Annotated in this window: 18 protein-coding genes; 10 read left to right on the top strand and 8 right to left on the bottom strand. The window is 70.4% G+C overall.

The features are described from left to right. Positions 1 to 21 precede the first annotated feature (21 nt). Positions 22 to 837 carry a transporter substrate-binding domain-containing protein gene (locus BLW43_RS14685; RefSeq protein ID WP_093254593.1) on the bottom strand — a complete coding sequence of 272 codons (816 nt, stop codon included), beginning with the start codon at positions 835 to 837 and terminating at the stop codon, positions 22 to 24. A gap of 288 nt (positions 838 to 1,125) precedes the next feature. Between BLW43_RS14685 and BLW43_RS14690 the strand changes: the two genes are divergently transcribed. From BLW43_RS14690 to BLW43_RS14700, 3 genes are all read left to right on the top strand, one after another. Continuing rightward, positions 1,126 to 1,374 carry an ankyrin repeat domain-containing protein gene (locus tag BLW43_RS14690; protein WP_139284075.1) on the top strand — a complete coding sequence of 83 codons (249 nt, stop codon included), beginning with the start codon at positions 1,126 to 1,128 and terminating at the stop codon, positions 1,372 to 1,374. Positions 1,375 to 1,377: 3 nt separating this feature from the next. Further along, positions 1,378 to 1,794: a hypothetical protein gene (locus tag BLW43_RS14695; protein WP_093254596.1), complete on the top strand. Its 417-nt coding sequence runs from the start codon at positions 1,378 to 1,380 to the stop codon at positions 1,792 to 1,794. A gap of 118 nt (positions 1,795 to 1,912) precedes the next feature. Then, positions 1,913 to 2,422: a hypothetical protein gene (locus BLW43_RS14700; RefSeq protein ID WP_139284076.1), complete on the top strand. Its 510-nt coding sequence runs from the start codon at positions 1,913 to 1,915 to the stop codon at positions 2,420 to 2,422. Between the two features lie 93 nt (positions 2,423 to 2,515). Here BLW43_RS14700 and BLW43_RS14705 read toward each other — a convergent pair whose 3' ends face one another. Next, a complete protein-coding gene (locus BLW43_RS14705) occupies positions 2,516 to 3,475 on the bottom strand; it encodes a sugar-binding transcriptional regulator (RefSeq protein WP_093254598.1) in 960 nt (319 codons plus the stop codon). A 127-nt stretch (positions 3,476 to 3,602) separates the two neighbouring features. Here BLW43_RS14705 and BLW43_RS14710 point away from each other — a divergent pair, with 127 nt between their 5' ends. From BLW43_RS14710 to BLW43_RS14730, 5 genes are all read left to right on the top strand, one after another. Next, positions 3,603 to 4,493 (top strand): carbohydrate ABC transporter permease, encoded by an 891-nt coding sequence (locus BLW43_RS14710; RefSeq protein WP_245731061.1) that lies wholly within the window; start codon positions 3,603 to 3,605, stop codon positions 4,491 to 4,493. Continuing rightward, the gene (locus BLW43_RS14715) at positions 4,493 to 5,368 is read left to right on the top strand and encodes a carbohydrate ABC transporter permease (protein ID WP_093254601.1); all 876 of its coding nucleotides are present in this window, start codon (positions 4,493 to 4,495) and stop codon (positions 5,366 to 5,368) included. Before BLW43_RS14710 ends, BLW43_RS14715 begins: the two co-directional genes overlap by 1 nt. A gap of 53 nt (positions 5,369 to 5,421) precedes the next feature. Beyond that, positions 5,422 to 6,918: an ABC transporter substrate-binding protein gene (locus BLW43_RS14720; RefSeq protein ID WP_093254602.1), complete on the top strand. Its 1,497-nt coding sequence runs from the start codon at positions 5,422 to 5,424 to the stop codon at positions 6,916 to 6,918. A gap of 75 nt (positions 6,919 to 6,993) precedes the next feature. Then, the gene (locus tag BLW43_RS14725) at positions 6,994 to 7,719 is read left to right on the top strand and encodes an SDR family oxidoreductase (RefSeq protein ID WP_093254603.1); all 726 of its coding nucleotides are present in this window, start codon (positions 6,994 to 6,996) and stop codon (positions 7,717 to 7,719) included. 13 nt (positions 7,720 to 7,732) lie between these two features. After that, positions 7,733 to 8,800: an ABC transporter ATP-binding protein gene (locus BLW43_RS14730; protein WP_093254604.1), complete on the top strand. Its 1,068-nt coding sequence runs from the start codon at positions 7,733 to 7,735 to the stop codon at positions 8,798 to 8,800. Between the two features lie 19 nt (positions 8,801 to 8,819). Here the strand turns inward: BLW43_RS14730 and BLW43_RS14735 are convergent, their stop codons facing one another. The 3 genes from BLW43_RS14735 to BLW43_RS14745 are packed head-to-tail and all read right to left on the bottom strand — an operon-like array spanning position 8,820 to position 11,353. Then, positions 8,820 to 9,842: a histone deacetylase family protein gene (locus tag BLW43_RS14735; RefSeq protein ID WP_093254605.1), complete on the bottom strand. Its 1,023-nt coding sequence runs from the start codon at positions 9,840 to 9,842 to the stop codon at positions 8,820 to 8,822. A gap of 39 nt (positions 9,843 to 9,881) precedes the next feature. Next, a complete protein-coding gene (locus tag BLW43_RS14740) occupies positions 9,882 to 10,619 on the bottom strand; it encodes an amino acid ABC transporter permease (protein ID WP_093254606.1) in 738 nt (245 codons plus the stop codon). Beyond that, the gene (locus BLW43_RS14745; RefSeq protein ID WP_093254608.1) at positions 10,619 to 11,353 is read right to left on the bottom strand and encodes an amino acid ABC transporter ATP-binding protein; all 735 of its coding nucleotides are present in this window, start codon (positions 11,351 to 11,353) and stop codon (positions 10,619 to 10,621) included. Before BLW43_RS14745 ends, BLW43_RS14740 begins: the two co-directional genes overlap by 1 nt. 98 nt (positions 11,354 to 11,451) lie before the next feature. Between BLW43_RS14745 and BLW43_RS14750 the strand changes: the two genes are divergently transcribed. After that, positions 11,452 to 12,225 (top strand): transporter substrate-binding domain-containing protein, encoded by a 774-nt coding sequence (locus BLW43_RS14750; RefSeq protein ID WP_093254609.1) that lies wholly within the window; start codon positions 11,452 to 11,454, stop codon positions 12,223 to 12,225. Between the two features lie 8 nt (positions 12,226 to 12,233). Next, positions 12,234 to 12,890, top strand: a complete 657-nt coding sequence (locus BLW43_RS14755) for a glutathione S-transferase family protein (protein ID WP_093254610.1) — start codon at positions 12,234 to 12,236, stop codon at positions 12,888 to 12,890. A gap of 94 nt (positions 12,891 to 12,984) precedes the next feature. On the opposite strand, the gene BLW43_RS14760 is transcribed toward BLW43_RS14755, so the two are convergent. The 3 genes from BLW43_RS14760 to lysA form a co-directional block, all read right to left on the bottom strand. Further along, complete coding sequence (locus BLW43_RS14760; protein WP_093254732.1) at positions 12,985 to 13,680, bottom strand: type 1 glutamine amidotransferase domain-containing protein; 696 nt, start codon at positions 13,678 to 13,680, stop codon at positions 12,985 to 12,987. A 132-nt stretch (positions 13,681 to 13,812) separates the two neighbouring features. Next, on the bottom strand, positions 13,813 to 16,473 hold the full coding sequence (locus BLW43_RS14765) for a TIGR02302 family protein (protein ID WP_093254611.1): 2,661 nt from the start codon (positions 16,471 to 16,473) through the stop codon (positions 13,813 to 13,815). A 62-nt stretch (positions 16,474 to 16,535) separates the two neighbouring features. Then, positions 16,536 to 17,804, bottom strand: a complete 1,269-nt coding sequence (gene lysA, locus BLW43_RS14770) for a diaminopimelate decarboxylase (protein ID WP_093254613.1) — start codon at positions 17,802 to 17,804, stop codon at positions 16,536 to 16,538. Positions 17,805 to 17,806: the final 2 nt, after the last annotated feature.

Consider the following 17,806-nt stretch of genomic DNA (forward strand, 5'->3'; position numbering starts at 1 on the left):
CCCGTGGAGCGGCCCCGCCGGTCAGCCCCCGGTCCGGTAGGTCTCGTGCATCTTCACCGAGAAGGGCGTGTGCGGCACGCCGTACTCGTCTTCAAGCGCGAGGATGCGGCCCGAACCGTGCCAGCCCTTGATGGCCTCGGACATGTAGTCGGCGAAGGCGTCCTCGCCGAGCGCGACGGCGAGGCCCCAGGGCGCGTCGTCGATCGTGTCGAGCGGCATCTCGAAATCGGCGTAGGCCGCCTCGCCAAGGCGCGAGACGATGAACGCGTCGTCATAGACGAAGGCGACGCAGCGGTTCTGCTCCAGCGCCGTCAGCGCTTCCGCCGTGCCGGTGAAGGCGACGATCTCGGCGCCGAACTCCTCCTCGGTCTTGCGGTTGTAGAAGGCGCCCTGGATGCCGCAGACCGGCGCGCCTTCGAGGTCGCTCCACTCCTTGAGGCCGACCTGCTTGCGCGCGAGCACGTTGGTGCCGGAGGAGTAGTAGTTGGGATCGACGATCCGCACGACCTTTCGCCGCTCCTCGGTGTCGGTCATCGTCGCGATCATCAGGTCGATGCGGCCCTGCTCCAGGAACTGCATCCGGTTGGACGAGACGACCGGGATCATCTCAAGCTCGACGCCGAGATCGTCCGCCACGTCCTGCGCGAGGTCGGGCTCGATGCCGACGATCTCGCCCTCGGCGTTGAGGAAGCCGTAGGGGCGGTAGTCCGCCTTGACGCCGACGCGCAGCACGCCGCGCTCCTTCACGTCGGCAAGGACGTCGGCGCTGGCGGCCCCGGCAGGGCCGAGCGTCGCGGCGGCGAGGGCGATGGCGGCGGTGGCGACTGTGACGCGCATGGGTGACCTCCGTGTTTCCTGTCGGGCGCCAGCCTTCCGCCGCGCGCCGTCGTTGGCGGGGTCGACTGTGACCCGAGGCGTCGCCGCCTGTCCAGCGCGGCGCCGCCGGGAGCGGAGAGGCGCGCCGGATTTGCGAGTCGCAGTAAACAGATAGCGCTTTCATGCGCCTTTAGTGCGAAATTATTTTGTGTCGTATCAATATTTGGGGTATTGTTTGACCAAATCAAACAACACCTTGGGGTGCATGAGCGGGGCATAGGACAAATGGTGCGGAGCAAGATTTTTGACATGATCGAGGCGGGCGATCTGGCCAGGCTGCGCGTCGCGGTGACGACGACCGGGGCGCTGGAATCGCGCAACGCGATAGGTTGGACGCCGCTGATCAAGGCGGTATCGGAAGATCGTCATGAAATCGTGTCGTTTCTGGTCGATGCTGGAGCCGACCGGGGGGCGCGCGACGACCTGGACCTGACGGCGCTCGACCACGCAGTGTCGGACGCGCGCTCCAAGGCGATGATCGACCGTCTGACAAGGTGAACGATGCCGACGAACTTTTACCCGCGCCAAGGGCTGCCCGCCGCTGGCGAGTATATTCTCGCGGTGGTCAAAGACAAGAACAACGGCTTCTACTTCAGTCCGACAGAGTACGCCGAGGCGCACGCATTTGTCGTGTCGGCCACCCAGAAAACGGGCCGCATGGCCGACGCCGCCTACTGGGAGAGCCTGGCGCAGGCCTGCAGCGCCAAGACCGTCCACATACTCGCTGTCAGGAAGGCGTTCTGGGGCCGTGGCGAGTTCGGTTCGGCGCCCTACACCTCCGAGGTGAAGCGGCATTGCGTTGGCGACTGCGAGGGGCGCGGCTTCAAGTGCCGTCCCAACCCGGATTTCGACCCGAGCATGCCCGAGGGGCCCGGCAACGCGCGCTGCAAATGCGACCGCGAAGCCATCGTGGTCTGACGGCCGCGGGCACATAGGCGGGCGCGGCGTGAGCGAGGCGTTTCCGGAAAGGCAGGGGCTTGAGGATCTCGCGCACGCCGCCTTTGCGGCGCTCGGCCCCGAGCAGCGCGCCCGGCGCATGAAGTGGATCGCCGACGAGTTCCGCTCGATCCTCGCCGCCGCCGAGGCGAACGCCCGGCAGTTTCGCGCGAGGCATCAAAGCAACAAGCTCTACCGCCACTGGTCGAAGACCGCCCTGATCGTCCTGTCGGCGATTGTCGCCTGCATCAACGTGGTCGCCGCGGACGGGGTGGAGGTCGGGGGAGCGCCTCTTTCGCGCATCGCGGCGATCGCCGCCGTGATCGCATCGGCCGCCGCCGCCTATGACGGCTTTCGCAACTTCTCCGGCGAGATGGCCTCCTCGGGCGAACTGCACAACAACTACGCGCATCTTCTCGAGCGGTATAACTTCCTCTGGAAAGCCTACGTCGACGAAGAGGAGGCGTCGTTCATCGATTTTCAGAACGCGAAGGCCATCACGCGGCTGCTGCTTGCGGACATGGAGCGCATAAAGGGCACGGCGCATAGCGAGCGCAACAAGGACGGCGGGCGAACGGATCGCGACGCCGCCGGAAGCAAATCAGACTGACCGCCTCTGCGTGCAGCGGCCCTCCGCAGCCGGCTCGACCGCGCGCCGCCGAGCGACGTCCGCCCGTTCCACGCCTGACGCGGCCGGCCGGGCTCAGGCCAGCAGCGCCGTCGCCGTGACCTCGTCGGTGACGAGCCCCGTGCACCAGCCATGGGCGAGCAGGACGCCGAGCATCGCCGCCTTGTCCGGCCCGCCCGACACCATCACCCGCACCTTGAGCCGGCGCGCGGCGTCCGGGTGAAGGCCGACGACGCGGCTGTTGATCGGGTGGTCGACGATCCGCCCCTCGCCGTCGTAGAAATAGCCGAGGAAGTTGCCGACGGCGCCGGCGGCGGAGAGCTCCGCCATCTCCGCCTCGCTCACGAAGCCCATCGCCCGCAGGGTGCTCGACCGACGCCCGCCGCAGCTCATCAGCGCGATGTCGGCGGCGGCCGCGCGCGCCAGCACCTCCTTCACGATCGACTGGCCGTGGATCATCTCGCGCGAGCGGGCGCTGTCGCAGATCACCGGCGCGGGCATGTGGAAGCACTCCGCGTCCAGCCGCTCGGCGAGGATGCCGGACGCCTCGAAACGGTCGATGGTCGAGCGCTTGGAGAGCGAGCCGAGCAGCGGCGCCACGGCCCCCCCGGGGACGGGCGCCGGCTCGGTGGCGGCCGCAAGCGCCTTCAGCGTCACGCCCCAGCCGATCGCGACGGTGCGCGCCTGCGCCAGCAAGGGCTGCACCGCCTGCGCCGCGTAGCGCCCGACGATCTCGGATAGCTGCGCGCCCGGCGCGGTCTCGGCCGGCGTCACCGCGACGAAGGAGAGGCCGAAGCGTTCGGCGAGACAGCCCTCCAGCACCAGCCGCCGGGCGTTCCTCGCCGTGATCTGGATGCGCACGACGCCGCGCTCCCGCGCCTCGGCCAGCAGCCGATTCACCTTCATGCGGTTGAGGCCCATGCGCTCGGCGACGGCCTGCTGCGTCAGCCCGAGCACGAAATAGAGATGCGCCGCCCGCGCCCGGCGCTCGTCGGCCGCCTCGCCGGCGGCGTCGGTCATGGGCTCAAACCGCATGGGCGCTCCGAAAGGGCTTGCAATCCTCCGCCACGATAGCAAGCATGTTCAAAAGAACAACTGCGCGGCAAATGCTCATGGGCAGGACGCTCAGGGGCCCCGTCACGCGCGGAGATGGGGAGGACGCGTGGCCGCCGTTACGCCGCATCGACGCTGGTTCTTGTCGGACCATCCGGCGCCATGGCTGCTGCCGCTGGTGGCGATCCTCGTCGTGTTCGCGATCTACCCGCTGATCTACAACGTCTGGCTCAGCTTCCATGAATACGCCTCTTTCCGTCGCCGGGTTGAATATGTCGGCTGGGCCAACTGGATCCAGCTTTTCAACGACCCCCGCATGTGGTCGTCGCTGACGGTCACGTTCATCTATTTCTTCGCGGCGCTGGCGCTGCAACTGGTTCTGGGGATGGCGCTGGCGCTGCTGCTCGACGCCGACGAGCCCGGCTTCGGGCTGCTGCGCGGGCTGCTGACGCTGACCCTCGTGATCCCCCCGGCGGTGACGGGCATGATGTTCCTGCTGATGGAGGATCCGCAGTTCGGCGTGCTGTCGTGGCTGCTGAACGCCGTCGGCCTGCTCACGCCCGCCACGCCAATCCTGGCGACGCCCTCGCTCGCGCTCGCCGGCGTGCTGCTGGCCGACGTGTGGCAGTGGACGCCCTTCATGGTGCTGATCTTCCTCGCCGGGCTGCGCGGGCTGCCGCCGGAGCCCTACGAGGCCGCGATGCTCGACGGCGCCTCGTGGTGGACCGTGTTCACCCGCATCACCCTGCCGATGATGGCGAAGGTGATCGCCGTCGCCGTGCTGATCCGCGGCATCGACCTGTTCCGCGTGTTCGACTACATCTTCGTGATGACCTCGGGCGGGCCCGGCGAGGCGACCTACACGCTGAGCCTCTACGCTTGGCAGCAGACCTTCAGCTTCATCAAGTGGGGCTACGGCGCGACGCTCAGCCTGCTGATGCTTGTCATCGTGCTGGTTATGGCCAACCTGTTCATATGGCTCGCCAAGGTGCGCTGGTGATGCGCTGGTCCCGCTCGACCTCGGTGCTCCGGCAGATCGCGGCGTGGCTCGCCGTCGGCGTCTTCTTCTTCCCCATATTCTTCTGGGTGACGACGGCGTTCAAGCCGGCCTACGAGATATTCAACCAGCCGCCGAGCGTCTGGACCTTCGACGTCACACTGCGCAACTTCGAGGAGGTGTTCGGGATATCGCTCGGCTTCCTGCGCCAGCAGGAGGTTCTGCCGGGCGGCGGCAACTTCTACATGGCGCCGCGGCTGCTGGACTCGCTGATCGTCGGCCTGTTCTCCACCGCGCTGGCCGTCGCCGTCGCCACGCTTGCGGCCTATGCGCTGAGCCGCATGGCGTTCCGCGGCCGGCACCATTTCGTCAACTGGGTGCTCTCGACCCGCATGATGCCGCCCGTGGCTGTCGCCATCCCGATGTTCTTCATCTTCCGCGACACCGGGCTGATGGACACCCATCTGGGGCTCATCCTCGTCCATGCGCTGATGAACCTGCCGCTGGCGGTGCTGCTGATGAAGTCGTTCTTCGACGACATCCCCGCCGAGATCGACGAGAGCGCGCTGATCGACGGCGCCTCGCGCTGGCTGATCTTCCGCCGCATCGTGCTGCCGATGGCCAAGGGCGGGATCGCGGCGACCGCGGTGCTGTGCTTCATCTTCAGCTGGACCGAGTTCCTGTTCGCGCTGACGCTGACGCAGACCTCGCTCAAGACCGTGCCGGTGGTGAGCAGCACATTCGTCACCTCCACCGGCACCGCATGGGGCAACATGGCCGCGCTGGGCGCGGTCGCGATGGTCCCGGCCTTCATCTTCATCCTGCTGGTCCAGCGCCATCTGGTCCGCGGGCTGACGCTCGGCTCGCTCAAGCAATAGCCGTCATCCGGGCAGGCCTGCGCGAGACAGGTCGCCCCCAACCGGAGGAAACGATGAGAGACCATGATCGCAAGCTGTTCCTCGCCTCGCTGACCGACCGCTACGTGAAGCGCCAGATCGACCGGCGGAGCTTCCTGCGCTCCGCCGGCCAGCTCGGCCTTGGCCTCGGCGCCTTCGGCCTCGGCGTCACGCGGCCGTTCGGCGGCCATTTCACGCCCGTCGCCCATGCGCAGGACCTGCGCCCCGACCCGGACGTGCTCGCCTGGGTGCGCGAGGTCTCCAAGCCCTTCGCCGGCACGACGCTGAAACTCGCGACCGAGAGCACGCCGCCCTCCAACGCGCTCAACAGCCAGCTCAAGCAGTATTTCGAGGAAGCCTCGGGCATCAAGGTCGAGATCGAGGTTCTGCCGCTGGAGCAGGTGCTCCAGAAGCTCACCCTCGACATCGCCAGCCAGCTCGGCACCTACGACCTCTACTACATCGACCAGAGCTGGGCGGCCTCGGTCTCGCGCGACGTCTTCGACCCGCGCGAGCAGTACGCCGCCAAGCCCGACCTCGCGATGCCGAACTGGAACATCGACGACTTCCTGCCGGCGCTGGTGGACGGCATCTGCGTCTACGAGGATCGCTGGGTCGGCGTGCCCTACGACATCCCGATCTTCATCATGATGTATCGCCGCGACATCTACGAGCAGCTCGGCATGTCGGCGCCGACGACTTTCGAGGAATACCTCCGGCAGGCGCAGCGCATCTCCGCCGAGACCGACCTCTACGGCGCCACGGGCCAGATGAAGTCGGGCCACTACTCGCTGGAATGCGACTGGACGGCGTGGCTCTGGGGCCATGGCGGCTCGATCTTCAACGCCGACCGGAAGTTCTCGGGCAATGACGAGCTCGGGCTGGAGGCGATGGCCTACTGGGACCAGCTCTACAAGACCATGCCGCCGGGCGTGACGACCTGGACATGGGACGGGCAGGGCCAGTCCATCGCGCAGGGCGTGGCGGCCACGATGATGAGCTGGGGCGAGTTCTTCCCCTATTTCGACGACCCCTCCGCCACCAAGGTCTCCGGCCTGATGGAGGCGGTGCGCTGCCCGGCGCCCGTGCGCTCGCTCCGTACGGTCGAGGAGACCGGTTTCGGCGAGATCCCCGGCGTCGGCCACCAGGGCGGCTCCTCGCTCGCGGTGTCGATGAACTCCAAGGCGCCCGACGCGGCGTGGATCTTCATGCAGTGGGTCACCTGCCAGGATACGCAGGTGCTCATCACCACGCTCGGCGGCGGCACCGGCCCGACGCGCAACTCGGTCTATGACGATCCGCGCGTGATCGCCAACAACCGCGTCGGCCCCGGAACCACCCGCCACCTCAACGTCGTGCGAGAGACCATCGCCAAGGACATGGGCTCCGAGCCCGACCTGCCGGAATGGGCGGAGCTGTCGAACGACACGATCCCCGTGCGCCTCGGCAAGTACTTCGCGGGCGACTACGGTTCGGCGAAGGAGGCGATGGACGACATCGCCAAGGCCGTCGACGGCATCGTGCGGAGCTGATCCGCCGGCGCGACCAGGGCGGCGGGGCGACCCGCCGCCGACCTTTCCGGACAAACCCGAAGCGCGAAGGCCCCAATGACAGGCAAACCCCTCGTCGCCGTGACCGGCGCCAGCTCGGGCATCGGCGCGGCCACCGCCCGCGCGTTCTCCGCCGCCGGCCACCCGGTCCTGCTGATGGCGCGGCGGACGGACCGGATGGCTGCGCTCGGCCTGCCGGACGCGCATCTCGCGCAGGTCGACGTGCGCGACCGCGCCGCCATCGCGCAGGCCGTGGCCGACGCCGAGGCGAAGTTCGGCCCCGTCGACATGATGTTCGCCAACGCCGGCGTCGCCCATCTCGCCGACATCTCCCGCCAGGACCCCGACGAGTGGGACGCGATGATCGACATCAACTGCAAGGGCGTGATGAACACGGTCCATGCGGTGATGGGCGGCATGATCGCCCGCAGACGCGGCACGCTGGTGATGATGAGCTCCATCGCCGGCCGCAAGGTCTATCCGGATCACACGGTCTATTGCGGCACCAAGTTCTTCGTCCACGCGATCAGCGAGAGCATCCGCGGCTATCTCGCGCCCCACGGCGTGCGCGTCGTCGTGCTCTCGCCGGGCGTGATCGAGACCGAGGTGCTGGGCGGCGTGACCGACCCCGACACGCTGGCGGCCTACAGGGCGAACAAGGCGAAGATGGGCGGCGGCATCGGCGCCGACATCGTGGCCGCGCTGATCCTCAACGCCTACTCCCTGCCCCAGAACGCGCTGGTGCAGGAGATCGTGATCACCCCCACCGCGCAGGAATACTGAAGGATACCGCCCCTTGGCCGACGTCGAGTATGTGAACATCGCCAAGAAGTACGGCGCTGTCGAGGTGATGCGCGGGCTTTCGCTGCGCATCGAGCACGGCGAGTTCGCCGTGCTGCTCGGCCCGTCGGGCTGCGGCAAGACCACGCTGCTGCGGATGACGGCGGGGCTGGAGACCATCACCGAGGGCGAGCTGCGCATCGGCGGCGCGCGCATGAACGAGACCCACCCGCGCGACCGCGACATCGCCATGGTGTTCCAGAACTACGCGCTCTACCCGACCATGAAGGTCTGGGAGAACATCGGCTTCTCGCTGGAGGTCAAGAAGCTGCCGAAGAAGGACGTGCGCGCCCGCGTCGAGGAGGCGGCGGAGATGCTGAACCTCACGCCCTATCTCGACCGCTACCCGCGCGAGCTCTCCGGCGGCCAGCGCCAGCGCGTCGCGATGGGCCGCGCCATGGTGCGCGACGCCAAGGTGTTCCTGTTCGACGAGCCGCTCTCCAACCTCGACGCCAAGCTGCGCGCGCAGATGCGCGTGGAGATCCGCCAGCTTCACGACCGGCTCGGCGCCACCACGGTCTATGTCACCCACGACCAGATCGAGGCCATGACGATGGCCGACAAGATCGTGCTCATGAACGCCGGGCGCATCGAGCAGATCGGTTCCCCGGACGAGGTCTATGACCGGCCGATGAGCCGCTATGTGGCGGACTTCATCGGCACGCCGGGGATGAACTTCATCGAGGGCGCGTTCGAGAGCGGGAGCGGCGGGCTGGCCTTCGTCGCGGCCGGCATCCGCCTTCCGCTGCCTGCGGGCGCCCCGGTCGCGCCCCGCGGCGGGGTGGTCTGCGGGCTGCGGCCGGCCGACCTGAAGCTCGACCCCGCCGGCGGCATCCACGGCGCGCTGTCGCTCACCGAGAAGACCGGCGCCGACGAGCACCTCCATGTCAGCGTGCAGGGCCGCGACCTCGTCGCCGTCGCGCCGCGCCATGCGCTCGACCGCGCGGCGCGCTCGGTGACGCTCTCCATCGCGCCGGACAAGGCGCATTACTTCGACGCGGGCGACGGCGCGCGGCTGTTCTGACGCGCCGCCGACCTCCCGCTCAGGCCGAGAGCAGCCCGTCGAGAAACGCCGTCAGAATGTCGCTCAGATGCGGCGAGAGATAGCCGCCCTCCTGCGTCAGCGCCATCGGCAGCGGGCAGGCGCCGATCAGCCGGCCGGCCGCGCGGAAACCCTCCGTCGAGACCGCAAGCCCGGCGAGCGGGTCCGAGGCGTGGGCGTCGAGCCCCAGCGCGACGACGACGGCGCCCGGCTCGAACGCCTCCACCGCCGCCATCCCCTGCGCCAGCGCCGCCAGCCACGCCCCGTCGCCCGAGCCGAGCGGCAGGGGCAGGTTGAGGTTGGCCCCGAATCCCGCGCCCTCGCCGCGCTCATGGGCATAGCCGCAGAAGAACGGGTAGAAGCGCGCCGGGTCGGCATGGACCGAGACGGTCAGGACGTCGCCGCGCGCGTGGAAGATGCCCTGCGTGCCGTTGCCGTGATGCACGTCGATGTCGAACACCGCCACGCGGTCATGGCGGGTGCGCAGTCGCGCCGCGGCGATGGCGGCGTTGTTGAGAAAGCAGTGCCCGCCGGCCATGTCGGCGTAGGCGTGGTGGCCCGGCGGACGACAGAGCGCATAGGCCCGCGCGGCCCCCGCCAGCACCGCGTCCGCCGCGGCGACCGCGCAATCCGCCGCGCGCAGGGCCGCCGTCGCGGTGCCGGGCCCGATGGGCGCCGCCGTGTCGGCCATGTGCCAGCCCGCCCGCCCGACGACATGCTCCGGGTAGCTCCCCCAGCCGCGGTGCGGATGCACGTTGGGGATCACCTCCGGCCCGGCGCCGGGCAACGCGCGCCAGGCCTCCCACGCCTCGCTGAGAAAGCCGAGATAGGCCGGCGTGTGGACCGCGAGACAGGGCCCGGCGCCATGCCGGGGCGGGGAGACCGGGTGCAGGCCGCAGCCCTCCACTGCGCGCAGCAGCAGCGCCGCGCGCTCCGCACGCTCCTCGTTCGGAACCAGCCGCCCGCGGGCGAGAAACGCCTCCGGCGCGTGGGCGTCGGTCTCCGGCGCGAAGAAAACCTGCATGCCCGTCCCCTTCGCACGGCTTCTACTGGCGCGCGGCCGCTACTGGCCCGCCGCCATGGCGCGCTCCAGCCGCCGCACGCCCCAGGAGACGAGCAGCACCAGCGCCAGATACTCCAGCACGAGGATGGTGTAGATCTCCAGCGGGCGATACTCCGTCACCACCAGTTCATTGGCGCGGCGGGTCAGCTCCTGCATCCCGATCACCGAGACCAGCGAGCTCATCTTGAGCACATAGACGAACTGGTTGCCGAGCGCCGGCAGGATGCGCCGCAGCGCCTGCGGCAGCACGACGTAGCGGAAGCGGTCGACGCGCCCCAGCGCGATCGCCTGCGCAGCCTCGGACTGGCCCTTCGGCACCGCCTGCACGCCGGCGCGGAAGATCTCCGCCTGAAAGGCGCTGTCCGACAGCGCCAGCGCCAGCACGCCGGCCCAGAACACGTTGATCGCCACGCCCGCCACGACCGGCAGCCCGTAATAGACCCACAGGATCATGACGAGGATCGGCACCGAGCGCACCGTCTCGACATAGACGCGGTTCACCGCCCTGAGCGCGCGGCGCTCCGAGAAGGCCGGCAGCGCGACGAGCAGGCCCAGCGCCGTCGACAGCGCCATCGCCGTAAGGCTCAGCGCGACCGTGTTCCACAGGCCGCCGATCAGGAACTCGAGGTTGCGCACGCCCTGCTCCGTCATCGGCGAGACGACGTGCCAGCCCCAGACCGCGCCGCCGCCGCATCCGGCGAGCGCCGTCAGGGCGAGGATGAGCGCCGCGCGCTGCATCAGTGGCCGAGAATGTTGGCGAGGAACGCCCGGCAGCGTTCCGTGCGCGGCGCGGCGAAGAACTCGGCCGGCGGCGCCATTTCGACGATCCGCCCGGCGTCCATGAACGCCACGCGGTCGGCGACGCGGCGCGCGAAGCCCATCTCGTGGGTGACGACGATCATGGTCATGCCTTCGGCGGCGAGATCGGTCATGACGTCCAGCACCTCCTTGATCATCTCCGGGTCGAGCGCCGAGGTAGGCTCGTCGAACAGCATCACCCGCGGCTGCATGCACAGCGCCCGCGCGATCGCCACCCGCTGCTGCTGCCCGCCGGAGAGCTGGCCGGGATACTTCGCCGCCTGCTCGGGAATGCGCACCTTCTCCAGCATGGCCCGCGCACGCGCCTCGGCGTCTGCGCGGCTCAGCCGGCGCACCCGCATCGGCCCCAGCGTGAGGTTGCGCAGCACCGTGAGGTGGGGAAACAGGTTGAACTGCTGGAACACCATCCCGACCTCGGCGCGCACCGCGTCGAGCGTGCCCGGCTCCAGCCGCCGGCCCTCGACCTCGATCTCGCCCTCGTCGTGGCGCTCCAGCCCGTTGACGCAGCGGATCAGCGTCGACTTGCCGGACCCGGAGGGTCCGCACACCACGAGCTTCTCGCCGCGGGCGACGTCGAGATCAACGCCGTCGAGCGCCCGGAACGCGCCGAACGTCTTGGCGACGCCGCGCAGGCTGATCACCGTCTCGGTCAAACCTTTACGCCTCCGGCCTTTCCGGACTGGCGTTTGACGCCAGATTGCGGTCCTGTGCAACCGCCATTGGCCTCACGACCCCGAGAAGGATGTCACGCATGAACAGAATCCTCGCCGCGCTCGTCGCCCTGCCCCTTCTCGCCGCGGTCCCCGCGCTCGCCCAGTCGGCGCTCGACGAGGTGCTCAGCTCCGGCGTGCTGAAGGTCGGCACCACCGGCGACTGGAACCCCATGACCATGCGCGACCCCGCCACCAACAGCTACCGGGGCTACGACATCGACGTGATGGAGGCGCTGGCGGCCGATCTCGGCGTGAAGGTCGAGTTCGTGCCCACCGACTGGAAGACGCTCATCAACGGCGTCGTCTCCGGCAAGTACCACATGACCGGCAGCGCCTCGGTCTCGCCCGCGCGCGCCAAGGTCGCCGGCTTCTCGGAGAGCTACTTCTCCCTCGCCACCGTGCCGCTGACGCTCAGGACCAACGCGGACCGCTTCAGGGACTGGCCCGACCTGAACCAGCCGGGCGTCTCGGTCGCCGCCACCCTCGGCACGACTCAGGAGGCGCAGGTGAAGGAGTTCTTCCCCGACGCGGAGCACCGCATCGTCGAGGCCCCGGCGCGGGACTTCCAGGAAGTGCTCTCGGGCCGCGCCGACGCGCACATCACCTCCAACGTCGAGGCGCTCAAGCTCGTCGACCAGTACGAGCAGCTGATGATCGTGCCGGTCGCCGCCCCGAAGGCGCCGACGCCCATCGCCATGCTGCTGCCGCGCGACGACCAGCCGTGGATCAACTACGTCAACACCTGGATCGGGCTGCAGAAGGAGCGCGGCTTCTTCGACGACCTTGCGGCGAAGTGGCGTCTGGCCGACTGAGCCGCGCCTTGTCCCTTGTCCTCTACGCCTCCCCCGAGAGCCTCTATTCATCCAAGGCGCGCATAGCCCTGCGCGCCAAGGGGCTCGTCGAGGGACGCGACTGGCGACAGGCCGCCCCGCCGGGCGGCTCCGGCTCGGCGGCGTTCCGCGCCATCGCGCCGGAAGGCACGCTGCCGGCGCTCGACGACGGCGGCTTCGTCCTGACCGAAAGCGCGGCCATCCTCGAATATCTTGAGGAGACGCGGCCCTTCCCGCCGCTGATGCCGGGCGACGCGCAGGGCCGGGCGCGGGCGCGGATGCTCGCGGCGTTCCACGACACGCGGCTCGAACCGGCGCTGCGCCTGACCTTTCCGCTGGTGGGGCGCGCGGGCGCCGCGGATTTCGCAGAACCGGCGGCGCTGATCGGCCGGCGGCTGGCCGAACTCGACGCGCTCGCCGAGCCCGCGCCGCTGCTCTGCGGCGCGGCCCTGTCGCTGGCCGATTGCGGCTATGCGCCGTGCTTCGCGTGGATCGACGCGATCGCGGGCGCCAGCGGCTTCGCAGTCGCGTGGCCAGACCGGCTGCGGCTCTACCAGCGGATGCTCGCGGCGCACCCGGCGGTGGCGGCGGAGTTCGAGACCTATGTCGCCGCGATGGCGCGCTGGATCGACCGCCGCATGGGCTGAGCCCCCGCGCCCAGATGCGCGCCAGTGCGCATGGCGAGAGGAGGGGACGTGAGAAGCGCCCCCCTTGTCGCGACCGGTCGAGACCGGCGGCCGCTCAGGCGGCGAGAGCCGACGCGTCGATCTTGCGCAGCAGCGCGCGGGCGGCGGCCTCCGAGCTTGCCGGGTTCTGCCCGGTGACGAGCCTGCCGTCCTCGACCACGAACTCGCTCCACGCCGGGCCCTTCTCGTAGCGCGCGCCCTGTTCGATGAACACGTCCTCGATGAGGAACGGAACGACGTCCGTGAGGCCGACGCCGGCCTCCTCCTCGTTGGTGAAGCCGGACACGCGGCGGCCGCGCACGAACGGCGCGCCGTCCGCAGCCCTGACGTTCCGAAGAACGCCCGGCGCATGGCAGACGAACCCCATCGGCTTGTCGGCCGCCAGGAAGGCCTCGATCAGCGCGATGGAGTCCGGCGACGCGGCGAGATCCCACAACGGCCCATGCCCGCCCGGATAGAACACCGCGTCGAACGTCGTCGCATCCACGCCCGCCAGTCTTTCGGTGGAGGCGAGGGCCCGCTGCGCGTCGGCGTCATCCCGAAAACGTCTGGTGTGCTCGGTCTGCGCGTCCTCGGCGTCGCTCTTGGGGTCGAGCGGCGGCTGGCCGCCCGCCGGGGAGGCCAGCGTCACCTCCGCGCCGGCGTCCTTGAACACATAGTAGGGGGCCGCGAACTCCTCCAGCCAGAAACCGGTCTTCTCGCCCGTCTCGCCCAGCTTGTCGTGCGAGGTCAGCACCATCAGGATTTTCATCGAGTTGTCCCTTGTCTGCATCAGCGTCCCTCGTCGCCGCTCGAGTTTCGCGGGCGAAGAAGGTCGTGAGGGAAACGCGCGCGTGCGCGGCTGGTTCCCGCGCGCCTTTGTCCCGTCGCCGGTGGTCCGGCGTCAGAACCGCTCAAGCAGTCGCTGCAGATACTCCAGTTCCTGCCGGGAGCGCGTCATGTCGCCGGCGCGGCGGCGGATCTCGTCGAGAAGCTCTCGCGCGCGCTTCATCGCCTCGGCGTCGGGCACGGTCACGCTGTCGCCGTCGAGCGGCCCGTCGGTGGCGGTCGGCCGGCCGAACGGATCCTCCTCCCGCACGTCGCCCGACTGGCCCTCGCGGCCGGCCTGCTGGGACTGGCCGGGCTGGTTCTGCATCTCCTGCGCCAGTTCCTGCGCGCCCTCGCGCAGGGCGTCGAGCGCCTCGACCTGATCCTGCAGCGCGCCGTCGGCGTCGCCCTGCTCCAGCGCGTCGCGGGCCCCGCGCATGGCGCGGTCGGCGCGCTCCAGCGCCTCGCCGGCGCCGCCCTGACCGGGCATGTTGCGGCGGAGCTGATCGAGGAGCCCGCGCAGCCCCTCCTGATCGCGCGCGATGGCCCCCATGTCCGGCCCGCCCTGCCCGCCGGGCTGCTGGCCCGAGCCCTGTCCGTTCGGGCCCTGCCCGTTCCGGCCCTGACCGTTCTGGCCCATCTGGCCTTCGCCCTGGCCCTCTCCCTGACCCTGACCCTCGCCCTGCTGCTGGCCTTCGCCCTGCTGACCCTCGCGCCCCTGCCGCAGCGCGTCGAAGGAGCGGTCGGCGAGGCCCTGCTGCTGGCCGATCATGTCCTGCAGCTCCTGCATCGGGCCGCCGTCGCCCTGCTGGCCCTGCTGACCGGGCTGCGCCATCTGGAGGTTCTCCAGCATCTGCTGGAGCTGCTCCAGCATGGCGCGCGCCATGTCCTGCATGCCGTTCTTCATGGCCTGCTCGAGCTGGTCGAGCATGTCCATCAGGTCCTGCTGGCTGAGCTGCTGACCCTGTTGCCGCTGTTGGGGCTGCTGGCCGTTCTCAGCCTGATTGCGCAGCGCCTCCTGCGCAAGCTGCTGGAGATATTCCTGAAGCGCCTGGCGCAGTTCGTCCATCAGCGCCGCGATCTCCTCGTCGTCGGCGCCGCGCTCCAGCGCGTCGGCGAGTTCCTCCTGAAGCTGGCGCAGGCGACGCTCGGCGTCGGAGAGGTCGCCGTCCTCGATGAGCAGCGCGGCCTCCCACAGCAGTTCGGCGACGCCGGGGATCTCGGCCGTCAGCGCTTCGGGCGTCTCGGCATAGTTCAGCCGCCTGCGCGCCGTTCGCGTGATGAGATAGGCGCTGGCGTCGTCGAACACGTCGTCGGGATGCGCGGTCACCGCGTCGAGCACGGCGCCGACGCGCTCGGCCGTCCCGCGGCTCCACGCCAGCTCCCGGCGCTGCTCGATGATCGACTTGGCGAGCGGTTCGAGGAAGCGCCGTCCCGGCAGCGTCGCGCGCGCCACGGCGGTGGCCGTCTGGCCGGCGCCGTCCTCGGCGGTCAGCGTGACGATCACGGGCAGCCTCGCCCACGGATGCCCCGTCATGTCCTCGTCGACCGCTTCGGCGACGGTCTCCGCCGCGCCCCGCAGGGGCAGCGGCAGGCCGAACTCGATCGGCTCGAACACCGTGTCCGCCGGCACGCCGCGCGGCCCGGCGGCGGAGACGTCGAGCGTGACCGTCGCCGTCGCCCTCGACACGCCGTAGTCGTCGGCGCTCTCGAAGGCGAAGGCGAGCGTCCCGTTGCGGGTGCCGGAAGGCTGCTCGGTGAAGGCGATGGTCGGCGGGGCGTCGGCGACTGCGGCGAAGCGCCAGCCGCCGAAATCGGCGCCCGGCGCCGTCACCGACAGCGCGCCCGAGCGCTCCAGCGTCACCGTGGCCGACCAGACCCCGCCGCCGATGTCGGCGAAGTCCTGCGGCGCGGCGGCGGCGTCCTCGCCCTCCGGCGCGACCGGCGAGACCGGGCCGATCCCGTTCTCCAGCGCGGGGCGGCCGCCCGCGTCGAACACCCGCATGACGATTTCGGAGCCCGCCGGCAGCTGGATCGGCGTCTCCTCGCCGGCGCGGTCCGTCAGATAGATCGGCGCGACGCCGGTATGCGTCGGCGGCGTCGCCCAGGCCTCCATCGAGGCGTCGGGCTGCGCCAGCGCCGCGGCCGAGGCGCCGCCCACGGGCGTCAGCGCCTCGGCGAGCCGCGCGCCGCCGTCGCCGAGCTGCGCGATGATCCCGGCGGCGAGCGCCACGGCCGCCGCATGGCGCAGCGCGAACCGGTCGGACTTCGACACCCGCACGTCAGCCGGCGCCGCGCGCACCGCCAGCGCACGCTCCGCCATCCGCCGCTGGTGCGCGGCCCAGACGGCCCGCGTCGCCGGGTCGGTCCCCGCGCTGGCCAGCGCGTCGTCCACCGCCGCCACCGGACGATCCCGCGCCCCGCCGTCGAGCCGGGCCAGCGCCTCGGCCGTCGTCGGCGTCAGCCATCCGAGCCAGGCGCGCCGCAGCAGCCAGACCAGCGCGGCGGCGAAGGCGGCGAGGAACAGGACATGCCCGGCGAAGGGCAGCGCCTGCGGCGCGCCGATCAGCGCGAGCCCCAGAAACGCCGCCGCGAGCGCCCAGATCGGCCAGAGCGCCTGCGCCGCGCGCTCGATCCAAAGCGCCCTCAGCGCCCGCCGCGCCTGGCGCCTGACGGAGGCCCGCGCCGCGTCGAGGCTGTCGTCTCCGGGCGTCCCGGCGTTGGTGAGGTCGGCCATGCCCGCTCCCGCATCCTCTCAGGCCCGCCTGCGGGCCGATCGCGCGGGCGCCGGTCGGCCGGTCAGCCCAGCCAGTCGGGAATGCGCTCGCGCTCGATCATCTCAGCATAGGTGGGCCGCCGACGCACGACGTCAAAACGGTCTTTTGATACGAGCACCTCCGGAACGAGCGGGCGCGTGTTGTATTCGCTCGACATGACCGCGCCGTAGGCGCCCGCCGAACGGATCGCGACCAGCTCCCCGGCCGCCAGGGGCGGCATCGGCCGCGCCTTCGCGAAGGCGTCGCCCGATTCGCAGACGGGGCCGACGATGTCGGCAGGCAGGATCGCCGCGCCCGCCTCCGGCTCCCTGACGGCGACGATGTCATGGTGCGCGTCGTACATCGCCGGGCGGATCAGGTCGTTCATCGCGGCGTCGAGGATCAGGAAATCCCGCGCCTCGCCGCGCTTGCGATAGATCACCGAGGCCAGCAGCACGCCGGCGTTGGCGGCGATCAGCCGCCCCGGCTCCACGACGATCTCCGCGCCGAGGCCGCCCACCGTCCGCCGCACCACCGCGCCGTAGTCGAAGGGCAGCGGCGGCGCCTCGTTGCTGCGGACATAGGGCACGCCGAGCCCGCCGCCGACGTCGATCCGCGCGATGTCGTGGCCGGCCTCGCGGAGCGCCCCCACCAGCGCCGCCACGCGGGAGAACGCCTGTTCGAACGGCTCAAGGGCGGTGAGCTGCGAGCCGATGTGGACGTCGACGCCGACGACCCTGATCCCCGGCAGCGCCGCCGCGCGCGCATAGACCTCCGGCGCGCGGGAGATCGGCACGCCGAACTTGTCCTCCGCCTTGCCGGTGGAGATCTTGGCATGTGTCTTCGCGTCGACGTCGGGGTTCACCCGCACCGCCACCGGCGCCTGCGCCCCCATCGAGACCGCGACTTCGGAGAGCCGCTCAAGCTCCGGCTCGCTCTCGACGTTGAACTGGCCGACGCCGGCCTGAAGCGCCGCGGCCATCTCGGCGCCGGTCTTGCCGACGCCGGCGAAGACGATCTTCGCGCCCGGCACGCCGGCCGCCAGCGCCCGGCGCAGCTCACCCTCGGAGACGACGTCCATCCCCGCGCCGAGCCGCGCGAGAAACCGCAGCACGGCGACGTTCGACAGCGCCTTGACCGCGAAGCAGACCACATGCGGCATTCCCGCCAGCGCCTCGTCCATCACCCGGAAGTGCCGCTCCAGCGTGGCGCAGGAATAGACGTAGCAGGGCGTGCCGACCGCCGCAGCGATTTCCGCCAGCGGCACGTCCTCGGCGTGAAGGGCGCCGTCGCGGTAGTCGAAATGATCCATGA

The organism is Rubrimonas cliftonensis (assembly GCF_900107585.1).
GTDB lineage: Bacteria > Pseudomonadota > Alphaproteobacteria > Rhodobacterales > Rhodobacteraceae > Rubrimonas > Rubrimonas cliftonensis.